The sequence below is a fragment of the Streptococcus sp. 11273D007BT genome, assembly GCF_053547195.1.
In genome coordinates this window covers 354,115-367,167 of record NZ_JBPWPE010000001.1, presented here as the reverse complement: position 1 = coordinate 367,167, position 13,053 = coordinate 354,115, and the positions used below count along the sequence as shown (strand labels likewise).

General features: G+C 38.4%; 14 protein-coding genes and 1 tRNA gene. 2 read left to right on the top strand and 13 right to left on the bottom strand.

The window, feature by feature from the left end; genetic code table 11:
- Nucleotides 1-2: 2 nt before the first annotated feature.
- Both ACEE75_RS02030 and rpmB read right to left on the bottom strand, forming a co-directional pair.
- Complete coding sequence (locus tag ACEE75_RS02030; RefSeq protein WP_354369009.1) at nt 3-365, bottom strand: Asp23/Gls24 family envelope stress response protein; 363 nt, start codon at nt 363-365, stop codon at nt 3-5.
- Between the two features lie 125 nt (nt 366-490).
- The gene (rpmB, locus tag ACEE75_RS02025; RefSeq protein WP_354369011.1) at nt 491-679 is read right to left on the bottom strand and encodes a 50S ribosomal protein L28; all 189 of its coding nucleotides are present in this window, start codon (nt 677-679) and stop codon (nt 491-493) included.
- A gap of 193 nt (nt 680-872) precedes the next feature.
- Between rpmB and ACEE75_RS02020 the strand changes: the two genes are divergently transcribed.
- On the top strand, nt 873-1,214 hold the full coding sequence (locus ACEE75_RS02020; protein ID WP_354369013.1) for a metal-sulfur cluster assembly factor: 342 nt from the start codon (nt 873-875) through the stop codon (nt 1,212-1,214).
- A gap of 36 nt (nt 1,215-1,250) precedes the next feature.
- On the opposite strand, the gene ilvD is transcribed toward ACEE75_RS02020, so the two are convergent.
- From ilvD to tig, 7 genes are all read right to left on the bottom strand, one after another.
- Nucleotides 1,251-2,957 carry a dihydroxy-acid dehydratase gene (ilvD, locus tag ACEE75_RS02015; protein ID WP_354369015.1) on the bottom strand — a complete coding sequence of 569 codons (1,707 nt, stop codon included), beginning with the start codon at nt 2,955-2,957 and terminating at the stop codon, nt 1,251-1,253.
- Between the two features lie 143 nt (nt 2,958-3,100).
- Nucleotides 3,101-3,982, bottom strand: coding sequence for a class II fructose-bisphosphate aldolase (locus ACEE75_RS02010; protein ID WP_447574252.1), 882 nt, complete (start codon nt 3,980-3,982; stop codon nt 3,101-3,103).
- Nucleotides 3,983-4,126: 144 nt separating this feature from the next.
- Nucleotides 4,127-4,212, bottom strand: a tRNA-Leu gene (locus tag ACEE75_RS02005).
- Between the two features lie 45 nt (nt 4,213-4,257).
- Complete coding sequence (locus tag ACEE75_RS02000; RefSeq protein ID WP_447574253.1) at nt 4,258-5,184, bottom strand: alpha/beta hydrolase; 927 nt, start codon at nt 5,182-5,184, stop codon at nt 4,258-4,260.
- Between the two features lie 54 nt (nt 5,185-5,238).
- Nucleotides 5,239-6,843: a CTP synthase gene (locus ACEE75_RS01995; protein WP_354367639.1), complete on the bottom strand. Its 1,605-nt coding sequence runs from the start codon at nt 6,841-6,843 to the stop codon at nt 5,239-5,241.
- Between the two features lie 159 nt (nt 6,844-7,002).
- Nucleotides 7,003-7,584, bottom strand: coding sequence for a DNA-directed RNA polymerase subunit delta (rpoE, locus tag ACEE75_RS01990; RefSeq protein WP_447574254.1), 582 nt, complete (start codon nt 7,582-7,584; stop codon nt 7,003-7,005).
- A gap of 274 nt (nt 7,585-7,858) precedes the next feature.
- Nucleotides 7,859-9,142, bottom strand: coding sequence for a trigger factor (gene tig / locus ACEE75_RS01985; protein WP_447574255.1), 1,284 nt, complete (start codon nt 9,140-9,142; stop codon nt 7,859-7,861).
- A 182-nt stretch (nt 9,143-9,324) separates the two neighbouring features.
- On the opposite strand from tig, the gene ACEE75_RS01980 reads away from it, so the two are divergent.
- A complete protein-coding gene (locus ACEE75_RS01980) occupies nt 9,325-10,152 on the top strand; it encodes a mechanosensitive ion channel family protein (protein WP_447574256.1) in 828 nt (275 codons plus the stop codon).
- Nucleotides 10,153-10,311: 159 nt separating this feature from the next.
- Here ACEE75_RS01980 and ACEE75_RS01975 read toward each other — a convergent pair whose 3' ends face one another.
- Genes ACEE75_RS01975 through truA form a run of 4 tightly spaced genes read right to left on the bottom strand, consistent with a single transcriptional unit; the run spans nt 10,312 to nt 12,839 of the window.
- The gene (locus ACEE75_RS01975; protein WP_447574257.1) at nt 10,312-10,875 is read right to left on the bottom strand and encodes a TIGR01440 family protein; all 564 of its coding nucleotides are present in this window, start codon (nt 10,873-10,875) and stop codon (nt 10,312-10,314) included.
- Nucleotides 10,876-10,887: 12 nt separating this feature from the next.
- Complete coding sequence (locus ACEE75_RS01970) at nt 10,888-11,349, bottom strand: ECF transporter S component (RefSeq protein WP_447574258.1); 462 nt, start codon at nt 11,347-11,349, stop codon at nt 10,888-10,890.
- Nucleotides 11,336-12,100 (bottom strand): bifunctional hydroxymethylpyrimidine kinase/phosphomethylpyrimidine kinase, encoded by a 765-nt coding sequence (locus ACEE75_RS01965; RefSeq protein ID WP_447574259.1) that lies wholly within the window; start codon nt 12,098-12,100, stop codon nt 11,336-11,338. The genes ACEE75_RS01970 and ACEE75_RS01965 overlap by 14 nt, the downstream gene beginning before the upstream one ends.
- Nucleotides 12,090-12,839: a tRNA pseudouridine(38-40) synthase TruA gene (gene truA, locus ACEE75_RS01960; protein WP_447574260.1), complete on the bottom strand. Its 750-nt coding sequence runs from the start codon at nt 12,837-12,839 to the stop codon at nt 12,090-12,092. Before truA ends, ACEE75_RS01965 begins: the two co-directional genes overlap by 11 nt.
- Nucleotides 12,840-13,053 lie beyond the last annotated feature (214 nt).

Sequence of the window (13,053 nt, the reverse complement as noted above, 5' to 3'; positions counted from 1 at the left end):
GATTATTCTCCTACAACTTTAATATTTTGAACGTAAACATTTACAGTATTAGCTGTGATACCGAGTTGATTTTCAAGGTTAAATTTAACACGTTCTTGGATATTTTTTGATACTTCACTAATCTTTACACCATAACTCATGACAGTGTAAACATCAACAGAAATCCCTTCCTCTGTTGACTTGACGACAACACCTTTCGCGTAGTTTTCTTTACGTAACAGCGCTTGGAAATTATCCTTGAAGGCACTCTTACTTGCCATTCCAACAACGCCAAAAATTTCTGTCGCAGAGCCCCCAACAACTGTTGCGATAACGTCATCTGACAATTCGATTTGACCATCTTTTGTATTGATTTTCACAGTCATAATTACTACCTCAAAAAGTTTTTATCACTCTATTTTAGCATACTTTAAAGATATTGTAAAAGATATAGTGATAAGGAAGTAAAATAGAAAAAGAGATGAGAAATCCTCAACTCTTTTTTATCGTCTTAAACACGCTCTACTTTACCAGATTTAAGTGCACGAGCTGAAGCCCAAACTTTTTTAGGTTTACCGTCGATAAGAACAGTAACTTTTTGAAGGTTTGGTTTTGCTGTACGTTTTGTTTTGTTCATAGCGTGTGAACGGTTATTAGCTGATACAGTTTTACGTCCTGTGAAATAACATACTTTAGCCATTGTCAACTGATCCTCCTATGTGTATTTTTTTACGGATGTGCTAGCACCACATACCAAAATATTATATCACATTAGATTAATCAACGCAAGCATTATTTTTTATTTCTCTCCTGCCTTCTGATAGCTAAACCATTGAATCTTTTCAAGGTTTTATGTTAGAATAAAGCTAATGCTATCGAAAAGAGAAAGTAATATGAGAGAAGATATTAAGATAAATGATCGCGTCAAAGATTTTGAAGATCAATTCATTTCTATTTTGCAAAGTGTCTATGATCCTGAAATTGAACTAGATATTTATAATCTAGGATTAATTTATGAATTAACTCTAGATCAAAATGGACACTGCAAAGTGGTTATGACCTTTACTGATGCAGGGTGTAGCTGTGCTGACACTATGCCAGACGAGTTAGTCCGTCGCTTAAAAGAGATTGATGCTGTCAAAAGCGTGCAAGTGGAAATCGTTTGGTCTCCTGCTTGGAAGATGACTCGAATCTCACGATACGGTCGTATCGCCCTTAGAATTAATCCAAAATAAAAAAGCCGATACTGGCTTTTTTATTTTGAAATGATTTTACTGACTATCTTTTTTCCAAAAATCTGTCACCGCCCCTTTTGAAGCCGAGGAAACAATATGAGCGTATTTCCCAAGAACACCGCGTGAGTAAAGTGGTGGAAGCGTAGTCTCTGACTGACGTTTAGCTAGCTCTTCATCAGAGATTTTAACCGTCAATTCTTTTGTATCTTGGTCAACAATCACAATATCCCCATCGCGTAGGTAAGCAATTGGACCCCCATCTTGAGCTTCTGGTGCAATATGTCCCACTACTAAACCATAGGTTCCTCCTGAGAAACGTCCATCTGTTAGAAGGGCAACAGATTCACCTTGTCCTTTACCAACCAAAATAGAAGAAAGCGAAAGCATCTCAGGCATACCTGGTCCACCTTTTGGTCCGACAAATCGAACCACTACGACATCCCCATCAACTACTTCATCTGCTAAAACAGCCTTAACAGCATCTTCTTCTGTATTGAAGACCTTAGCAGGACCTTCATGGCGACGAACCTTAACACCAGATACTTTAGCAACAGCTCCTTCTGGAGCTAAGTTTCCATGAAGCACAATCAATGGACCATCCGCACGTTTTGGTGCTTCTAAAGGCATGATTACTTTTTGACCTTCTTTCAAATCAGGAGCTTCTGCCAAGTTTTCTGCTAATGTTTTACCTGTACATGTTAAAACGTCACCATGAAGGAAACCATTTTGATACAGATATTTCATAACTGCTTGAACACCACCAACATGGTATAAATCTTGGAAAACATACTGACCACTAGGTTTTAAATCCGCCAAATGTGGCACACGCTCTTGAAAATCATTAAAATCATCCAAAGTTAATTCCACATTAGCCGCATGAGCAATAGCCATCAAATGTAAAATAGCATTTGTTGACCCACCTAGAGCCATGACAACCGTGATCGCATTTTCAAATGCTTTTCTTGTCATAATATCTTTTGGAGTAATGCCCATTTCCATCAACTTAACAACTGCACGTCCTGCCGCCTCAACATCAGCTTTTTTCTCTGGCGACTCGGCTGGATGTGAAGATGAACCTGGCAAACTCATTCCCATAGCTTCAATTGCAGATGCCATTGTATTTGCTGTGTACATTCCACCACAACCACCAGGACCTGGACAAGCATTGCATTCAATCCGACGAACTTCTTCTTCTGTCAAATCACCATGATTCCAACGTCCAACACCTTCAAAAACAGAAACTAAATCAATATCCTTACCATCAAGATTTCCTGGCGCAATCGTTCCACCATAAACAAAGATAGCTGGAATACCAGTATTAGCAATCGCAATCATAGAGCCTGGCATATTTTTATCACAACCACCAATCGCTACCAAGGCATCACAGTTATGACCTGATATGGCAGCCTCAATCGAGTCTGCAATAATATCACGAGAAGGCAGAGAAAAACGCATCCCTGGTGTTCCCATAGCAATACCGTCGGCAACGGTGATTGTCCCAAATTGAACAGGCCAAGCCCCTTCTGCTTTAACGCCTTCTTTTGCCAACTTTCCAAAATCATGAAGATGAATATTACAAGGGGTATTTTCAGCCCATGTCGAGATGACACCGACAATAGGTGTCTCAAAGTTTTCATCCGTCATTCCTGTCGCGCGAAGCATCGCTCGGTTAGGCGATTTCACCATCCCATCATAGATACTTGAGCGAGTGCGTAATTCCTTGAGTGTCGTTTTCTCTACCATGTCATCCTACTTTCCATCACTTATTTTTTACATTATAACATTTCTTTAAAATACTGACCATTAAATAAGATTTTTATCAGGTGTTTAATCAAAAAAAAGGTTTATCCTTAAGGATAAACCTTTTGTCAACGTATCAAGCAAAATTATGCTTTATTTGCTGAACCGAATACGTCGATACGCTCTTCAACAGCACCTTGGACAGCTTTGATACCTGGAGCCAAGAATTTACGTGGATCAAAGAGTTTTTTAGCATCGTATTCTGCTTCGTTTGCATCGTAGTTACGAGCAAATTCGCGAGTTGCATTTGAGAATGCGATTTGACTTTCTGTGTTAACGTTGATTTTAGCAACACCAAGACGGATAGCTTCTTTGATTTGCTCATCAGGAATACCTGAACCACCGTGAAGAACGATTGGGAAACCTGGGATAGCTTCAGCCAATTTTTCAAGGTGATCAAGTGCAAGACCTTCCCAGTTTGCTGGGTATGGACCGTGGATGTTACCGATACCTGCAGCCAAGAAGTCAACTCCAGTTTCAACCATTGCTTTAGCATCTTCGATTGGTGCCAATTCACCTTTACCGATGATACCATCTTCTTCACCACCGATAGTACCAACTTCAGCTTCTACTGAGATACCTTTAGCATGTGCTTTTTCAACAACATCTTTAGCCAATTTAAGGTTTTCTTCGATTGGAAGGTGTGACCCGTCAAACATAACTGAAGTGTAACCAACTTCGATACACTCAAGAACGTCTTCATAGTGACCGTGGTCAAGGTGAATCGCAACTGGTACAGTGATACCCATTGACTCAACAAGGTTTTCAATCATGTTTTTACATACTTTGTAACCACCCATGTACTTACCAGCACCCATAGATGTTTGGATAAGAACTGGAGCTTGTTTAGCTTCTGCTGCACGCAAGATAGCTTGTGTCCACTCAAGGTTGTTTGTGTTGAATCCACCAACTGCATAGCCGTTATCACGAGCTGCTTGGACGAATTTTTCTGCTGAAACGATTGCCATTTAAAAGGCCTCCTTTTATTTTTTGGGAAAAACCCATTTACATTGTTCATTTTATCACGTTTAGAGTAAAAATTCCAGTCTTTCATTAAAATTTCACTGATTTCTCCCTAAAATCAAAAAAAGCTAGCCTAAGCTAGCTTACTCTGCGGAGAAAGGGACTTGAACCCTTACGACCTAAAGCGGTCACAGGATCCTTAATCCTGCGCGTCTGCCAATTCCGCCACCCCCGCGTCAACATAATATAGTATAGCATCTTACTATATTAGTTGTCAATATTATTTTTCGTATTTTTTCAAAAATTTTTCAATCTGCTCTCGGTAAGCTAACTTATCTTTTGCCAATGTTTTAGCGTGTCCTGCACCTTTGACGATATACAATTCCTTAGGTCCTTTAGTCGCATGATAATTTTCATAAACCATCTCTGTAGGAACAAAATCATCTGCATCCCCATGAATAAATAAGGTTGGTCTAGTATTTTTAGATAATTGATTAACTGCGCTAGCTTGTCCATAAGAAAAACCTGCACGTAATTTAGAAATGCTAGAGACACCATATAAAATTGGAAAGGCTGGGAGACCATACATATCCTTTGCTTGATACTTCAATTCATCCCAAACACTGGTATAACCTGCATCTTCAATAATGGTTTTAACTTGTGCTGGCAGCTTTTCACCACTAGCCATCATCACAGTAGCTGCTCCCATAGACAGGCCATACAAGGTAATCTGACTATTAGGTTGACGCTCCAGTAAAATATCAATCCACTTTATTAAATTTAGACGGTCATTCCATCCATATCCTATAATACGACCGCCACTATCACCTGAAGCAACATTGTCAGGCATCAGAACATTATAGCCTAGTTCATGAAATAGCCAGCCATAAGCTTTCATTTTTTCTTTACTTTGAGTAAAACCATGTACAATAATAACCGTTTTATCTGTTTCTTGATCTGCTTCGACATACCAAGCATCTTGTTTAACCCCTTGATGATTCATCCAAAGTATTTCTTTGAACAGTTGATCAAACTTCTGTTCGTCTTCATAAAGCGGATCTGATTTGGCTGTCGGCGCATTATTAATAAAGCTCTTTTCAGCTCTTACTTGCGCTACATGAAAGAAATAAAAACTAGCCACTCCAGTACCTAGTAGGCTAATCGCTAATAAACCTAGTACAATACGTTTTATCCATAATTTTCTCATAGGATTTATTATACACTTTTTGGCAACTGAAAAAAAGAGGGCTGAGCCTCTTTCTTATTTTGTATTTTCAACTGCCGCTGTTACAAAGGCTGTGTAGAGTTCCTCTGGACGATTTGGACGAGAGTGCAACTCTGGATGATATTGTGCTGCAACAAAGAATTTTTTATCTGGCAACTCAACGACTTCCATCAAACGATTATCTGGTGAGACACCTGAGAAAACAAAACCAGCCGCTTCAAATTGCTCACGGAAAGCTGTGTTAAACTCATAACGATGACGGTGGCGACGTTGAACAACTTCTTGATTGTTATAAGCTGCTGCAGCACGACTTCCTGCTTTTAGCTTACATGGGTACAAACCTAAACGAAGTGTTCCCCCCATATCTTCAATATCAATTTGATCACGCATAATATCAATAATTGGATAATTGGTTTCTGGATCAAGTTCAGCGGAATTAGCACCTTCTAAATTAAGAACATGACGAGCAAACTCAACACACGTCAACTGCATCCCCAAACAAACCCCTAGCATAGGGACGTCATTTTCACGCGCATAACGAATCGCTTGAATTTTACCTTCTGTTCCACGATGACCAAATCCACCAGGAACAATAATACCATCGGCATCACCTAAAAGGTCAGAAACATTCTCTTTAGTAACCTCAGCTGCATTGACCCAATTCAAGTCAATTGCCGAATCATTGGTATAACCTGAGTGTTTAAGCGCTTCTACAACTGAAAGATAAGCATCAGGCAATTCAACATATTTCCCAACAAGAGCAATCTTTGTTGTCTTTTTAAGGTTCATCACCTTATCTACCATCGCAGACCACTCTGTCATATCCGCTTTAGGGGCATCAATCTTCAAATGATCACAAACAATTTGATCCATATTTTGCGCCTGCATGTTTAGCGGAATTTGATAAATATGCTCTACATCTCGCGATTCAATAACAGCTTCTGGTGCGACATCACAAAATTGAGCTAATTTATTCTTAACGCCTTGTTCAACAGGTTGCTCCGTACGAATAACTAACATATTAGGTTGGATACCCAGTCCACGTAACTCTTTAACTGAATGTTGTGTGGGTTTAGTTTTCATCTCGCCCGCTGCTTTTAAATAAGGCAGAAGAGTGGTATGAATATACATCACATTATCCGACCCCACATCAGCCTTCATTTGACGAAGAGCCTCAAGGAAAGGAAGACTTTCAATATCACCAACTGTCCCACCTACCTCGGTAATAATAACATCTGAGTCTGTTGTTGTCGCTGCTCGCTTAATTTTTTCTTTCAAAGCATCAGTGATATGTGGAATAACCTGAACAGTAGCTCCAAGATACTCTCCTCTACGCTCCTTGCGAAGCACTTCACTATAGATTTTACCTGTAGTGACATTAGAGTATTTATTAAGATTAATATCAATAAAACGTTCATAGTGTCCTAAATCAAGATCGGTTTCAGCACCATCATCAGTAACATACACTTCACCATGTTGATAAGGACTCATGGTTCCTGGATCAATATTGATATAAGGATCAAATTTTTGAATAGTCACCTTCAGGCCTCTGTTTTTTAACAAACGGCCTAAACTTGCTGCTACAATCCCCTTACCAATAGATGATACAACACCACCCGTTACGAAAATATACTTTGTCATTTTCTTTCCTCTTCCTAAAAATAATCACTGAAATTTGGAGTTTTTGCTTATAAAAACAAAAAATACTCCCTAAAAACTTAGGGAGCTTATCCGACCTCAAAAAGAGGTGCCCGATAAATACTATAAACCATCCATCAGATTTTGTCAAATTGAAAATGTTTATCCCAAATCTTCAGACTCATCATCCTCTGAAAACTCATCATCCTCTTCATTGATTTCTACATCTTCTTCCAAATCATCATCTGGGATAATTTCATTGATTTCAGAATCATATGATTCTACTTCTGATTTTTCATCATCTGGATTTTCTTCGTCATATCCTATTTCATCATTACGTGTGTAAGATTCATCTTCTGGATCATCATCGTTGTAATCAATGGCATCTTCATCGCCATCCATAAAGGCGTTAACACGTTTTTTCTTACGTTTAGGCGCCCCTTCATCATCTTCTTCAAGCGTAATAATTTCTTCATCAATTTCATCAATGGCATACCACGAACGAAGACCCCATTTATTTTCACCCAACGGAATAAAACTACCATCAGTGTTCAAATCTGAGTAGAAATATGGAAGTGCTTCACGGATTTCTAAATCTGATTTTCCAAGATAAGTTTGAATTTCATTAACTAAGTCACTGAAATACATCTCTTTATCACGACCACGTAATTCTAAGATTGCCCGTGCCACTTCAATCATTGATAATTCACTTTTTTCTTGACCAGCAAATACGTCTAATTCCAAAACAGTTCTCCTTAATTAGATGATAGAACGACCTTAAAACAAGTCACGCTAAATACCTAAAGCAGTGATCTTGTTGGCCATCTTTAATAACACTACGCAAGAGGTTACTTACCTACTATGCGCTCTACTTAGTCATATATGACAAATCACCCATCATATCTTTATAAACTAATAGCATTACTATTTTACGCTAAATTTTTGCATTCGTCAAAATATTTCTCATAATTTGTGTAAAAAATAAAAGACTGGAAACTTCCAATCTTTTATCATTTTATTACTTCACTTTAGCGGTGCTTGTGATCACTTCTACTGCTTTTTTCATTGCGATATCATGCTTCAACATGTCAGCTGATAAAAGTGAACGAACTTGTTCAACTGGCATTTTGTACTCAGTAGCCAAGTCAGTGATTTCTTTTTCGATCTCTTCTTCAGATGCTTCAAAACCTTCTGCTTTAGCAATTGCTTCAATCACAAGGTTTGTGCGTGTACGACGATCTGCATCTGCTTCGTATTGCTTGTGAAGGTCTTCTTCACTTGTACCTGTTAATTGGAAGTACATTTCAGGAGAGATTCCTTGACGTTGCATATTACCCACGAACTCTTGCATAGCACGGTGTACTTCTTCATGAACCATCTCTTCTGGCAATTCAACGATTTCAGCGTTTGCAACTGCTAACTCAAGTGCTGCACCTTCTACTGCATCATCAAATGCAATCTCTTTTGCTGCTTCAAGTTCTTTACGATATTTAGCTTTTAATTCATCAAGTGTTGCTACTTCATCATCAATATCTTTTGCTAATTCATCATCAAGCGCAGGAACTTCTTTAGCTTTAACATCGTGAACAGTTGTCACAAATTTAGCTGCTTTACCTGCAAGATCTGAAGCTTGATAATCTTCTGGGAAAGTAACGTTTACTTCAACTGTTTCACCAGCTTTTGCACCAACTAATTGGTCTTCAAAACCTGGGATGAATTGACCGCTACCAAGTTCAAGTGAGAAGTTATCGCCTTTACCACCGTCAAATTCAACACCGTCAACTGAACCAACAAAGTCAATCACAACAGTATCGCCTTGCTCAGCAGCTCCATCTTTAATAACAAGTTCAGCCAAGTTATTACGCTCACGTTCAACCTTAGCATCAACTTCTTCATCAGTAACTTCTTTTGAAACTTCTACAGAAACTTCAAGGTCTTTATAGTCACCCAATTTAACTTCTGGTTTTGTCACAACTTCAGCTGTTACTGTCCAGTCTTGACCTTTTTCCATTGAAACCACGTCAATTTTTGGTTGTGCAACGATATCAAGTCCAAGCTCTTCAACAGCTGCAGCATAAGCTGATGGCAAAATGCTGTTCAAAGCATCTTCAAAAAGTGCTTCTTCACCAAAACGTTGGTTAAAGACAGGGCGTGGCATATGACCTTTACGGAAACCTGGCACATTCAAATCTTTCTTTACTTTATTAAAAGCTTGGTCAAGGGCTGGTTTGATTTTATCTTGACCAATCGTGATGGTAATCACACCACGGTTTGTCGCTTTGTTTTCAAATGATGTAGACATTAAGTCAATTCTCCTTAAAAATTTTATTTCACCTTTCATTTTATCACATTTAATAGTAAATTCAAACTTTTTTTATCTTGTTTCACCTTTAAGAACAAACTTTTTCTTCTATTTTTTTACTCAGACTTCTACAGGAACACGTAGAAGCTTTTTTTTGCTAAACTATAATCAAAGGAGGAATTATGACATTTATCACAAAATACTGGAATAGCCTTGACATAGAAAGTTTAGCCATTTCTCTTACCTCAAAATTATTAGCTATTATAGCTTTACTGATAGCTTATAGTTTAGTCAAGCGTTTTGCCCACTATGCCTTTAAAAAAACCATCGTTAAATCGGTTAACTTCTCTGGTCAAACCAAGGGACGACAAGAAACTCTTATTAAATTATCCCAAAATGTGATGGACTACACTTTAGGATTCTTTGTCCTGTATTGGATTTTGTCTTTATTAGGATTGCCTATATCTAGCCTTCTTGCTGGTGCAGGAATAGCTGGAATAGCTGTGGGCCTTGGAGCACAAGGTTTTTTGACCGATCTTGTTAATGGATTTTTTATCCTTTTTGAACGTCAATTCGATGTTGGTGACAGCATACAAGTCTCCACCATTACAGGGACTGTTACCAGTGTTGGCTTGCGAACAACTCAGGTTAAAAGTGTCGATGGCACGGTTTACTTTATCCCAAATCGAAACATCACCATTGTCGGCAACCAATCACGCGGGCAAATGAAAGCTCAAATCGACCTCCCTCTCCCTTTTGATTCTGACTTAGAACAGGTCACTGACATTATTCACCAAGTCAATCAGAAAGAAGTCGGACACTATCCAGAAATCATCGGTAGTCCTATTATCCTTGGCGGCCGAACGACAACAACAGGGACTTTTGTTTTTAGAATTGACATTATCACTGAAAATGGAAAACAAAACGAGATTTACTATACTTTTTATAAACTCTACCAAGAGGCCCTAAAGGAACAAAATCTTATCACACCATCAGACCCCGTCACCTAGAGACACATTGCAGAGTTTACTTTATTAAGAACAACATCAAAAGCACTCTCAACTGATCAAGGCACCGCTACTTTAACCTAAATAAAAATAGGCTAGAAAAGACATCATAACTGTCTTTGCTAGCCTATTTCTTTACTTACTTTTCGTTTTTTCACTCTCTTAGTATTTTCTAATAGGATCGTCATGATAAGTAGCCCTTGCACCACCAATTAACTTAGGTCGTGTGGTTAGAGCAGTCACATGAGCACCGCCCAACTCACGATAAATTGGTCTAAGCGGAACTTGGACACGTTTGATGTGCATCCCAATGGAGGTGTCCCCAATGTCCAAACCAGAATGTGCAACCACTTCTTCCACCTCAACTGGATCTGACATATACTTAAAGGCCGCCAATTGGCCACTACCTCCTGCATGAAGGTTGGGTAAAACATTAACAATTTCAAGATCTTTATCTTCTGCTAATTGACGCTCTACTACCAAAGCTCGATTGAGATGTTCACAACCTTGAACCGCTAAATAAATCCCACGCGGGGTTAGCTCATCCAACAAAGTCTTTACAATCACTTCACCTATTTTTTGGCTCGAAGCCGTCCCAATGATTTCACCAGCCACTTCACTAGAAGATAACCCTAAAACAAAAATATGGTTAGCTTTAATCTTTGATCGATCAAGAATGTCTAAAATAAGTGCTCTAGTTTCTTTTTCTAACCGTTGTAAATCCATCACAGACTCCTCCTATCCTACACGTTCCTTTAAGATGCGAGCTAAGAAATAACCAACTGCCATTCCAACAAAATTCTGCATCACATTTCCTAAAACTCCTGCAAGAGCCTCTCCTAAATTATAAAAGAAAATAGAAAATAAAAAGTAGGTCCCTACCATCACAAGAGAAGCGATACTTAAGCTAAGTACTTTGTTTTTATGCCATGTCGCAAAGTAACCTTGTCCCCCATGCGCCAATAAGCTGATAAACATCCACTGCGGATAGCCTAAAATCAAGTCAATCAAAAAACCAGATAAAGCACCGACAATAGCACCTTCTTTTTTACCAAAGTAAAAAGCACTAAAATAAATCCCAGCATCTAACAAGGTTAGAAAACCAGTCGGCGTCTTAATTTGAACATAAATCCCCAAAATAATACTTAGCGCTGTAATAATAGCCAATTGTGCTAGCAAATTGATATTAGTTTTCTTCATATTGTACCACTCCATACTGATCAGATGATTGAATCGCTTGATAAACAAAGTCTTTAGATACAGCAACGGCTTCTAAGACAGATTTTCCTAAAACCAGTTGACTGGCAATACTTGAAGCAAAGGTACAACCTGCTCCAATATTATTTTGTGGCAAAACAGGATATTCTAGTATCTTGTAATCTTGACCGTCATAAAAGACATCAGTCGCTTGTTCTTGATGGAAACGATTCCCCCCCTTAATGACAACATATCTAGCTCCTAAATCGTATAAGATTTTAGCTGCAGCTTTCATCTCCTCAAGATTTGTAATCCTTGTTTGGGTCAAAAGCTGCGCTTCTGCTAAATTCGGCGTGACAATAGTCACATAGGGGAAAAACTTAATCAACTCATCTCTTAGCTGACTCACTTCCAAATCATGATTTTCCTTACACACTAAAACAGGATCTAAAACAACTGGACGGTCAGAATGGCTTTTGATAAAGTCCAAAGCTTTTTGTGCGATTTCAACATTTGGCAAAAGGCCAATCTTAATAGCTGAAAAATCAACATCTTTCAAACTGTTTAATTGGGCCGAGAATATCTCTTTGTCAATTGGGAAAACCTCAAAACCATTTTCCGTTACTGCTGTCAAACACGTCACAGCTACAAAGCCATGCAATTTATTAACAGTATAGGTCGTCAAATCTGCATGCAAGCCCCCACCACTGAAAATATCATTTCCCGATAGAGCCAAAATAAATTTATTCTTCATAGCTAATCTCCTTTAAATACAAACCTTCTGGAGCCGCAGTTGGTCCAGCTAAATCACGATTTTTTGATGTTAAGACTGTCTTAATTTGTGATACTGGCATACGAGCATTTCCGATTTTTAAAAGGGTTCCAACCATATTTCTTACCTGTTTATATAAAAAACCATTTCCTTTAAAAGTAAAGATAAAAAACTGAGGACTATCTCCCTGACGAACACTGGCTTCTGTGATTGTCCTAACCTTATTTTCAACACTGGTACCTGATGCAGTGAAACCTGTAAAATCATGTGTTCCAATCAAATCTTGAATAGCTTCTTGCATTAAAGCCAAATCTAAAGGATAAGGATAGGCGGTTGCGTAATGGCGCATCATGGGATTTTTAGGGCGCCCACTATCCACAAGAAATTCATAAGTCTTACTATGTTTATTGTACCTTGCATGAAATTGCTCATCAACTACCTCAACCTTAACGATATCAATATCCTCTGGACACTGCGTATCTAAGCCAAAACGTAATTTCTCAACATCTCGTAATTGTGGCAGATCAAAATGAATGACTTGACCGTAAGCATGGACACCAGCATCCGTTCGCCCTGCGCCATAGATCGTTACTTCTTGACCACTATTTAGTCTTTTTAATGTTTTTTCTATTTCTTCTTGAACGCTACGTGCATGAGGCTGACGCTGAAAACCAGAAAATGCAGAGCCATCGTAAGAAACAATTGCTTTATATCTTGTCATGTTATTCATTATAACACTCTAAAAATAGCAGAACAAGAGACTCTCATAAAAACTGTACGGGGACAAAAATACTCCCTCCGAAAGCGAAGGAAGTTAGATTGATTAGCCAAAAATATGGAACCAATGTACTAAAAGAACACCTAAAAACATTTTCATTTTATAATCTCCTCTCTTGATTTATTGAATCCATTATAACTTAGAAATTAGCAAAACA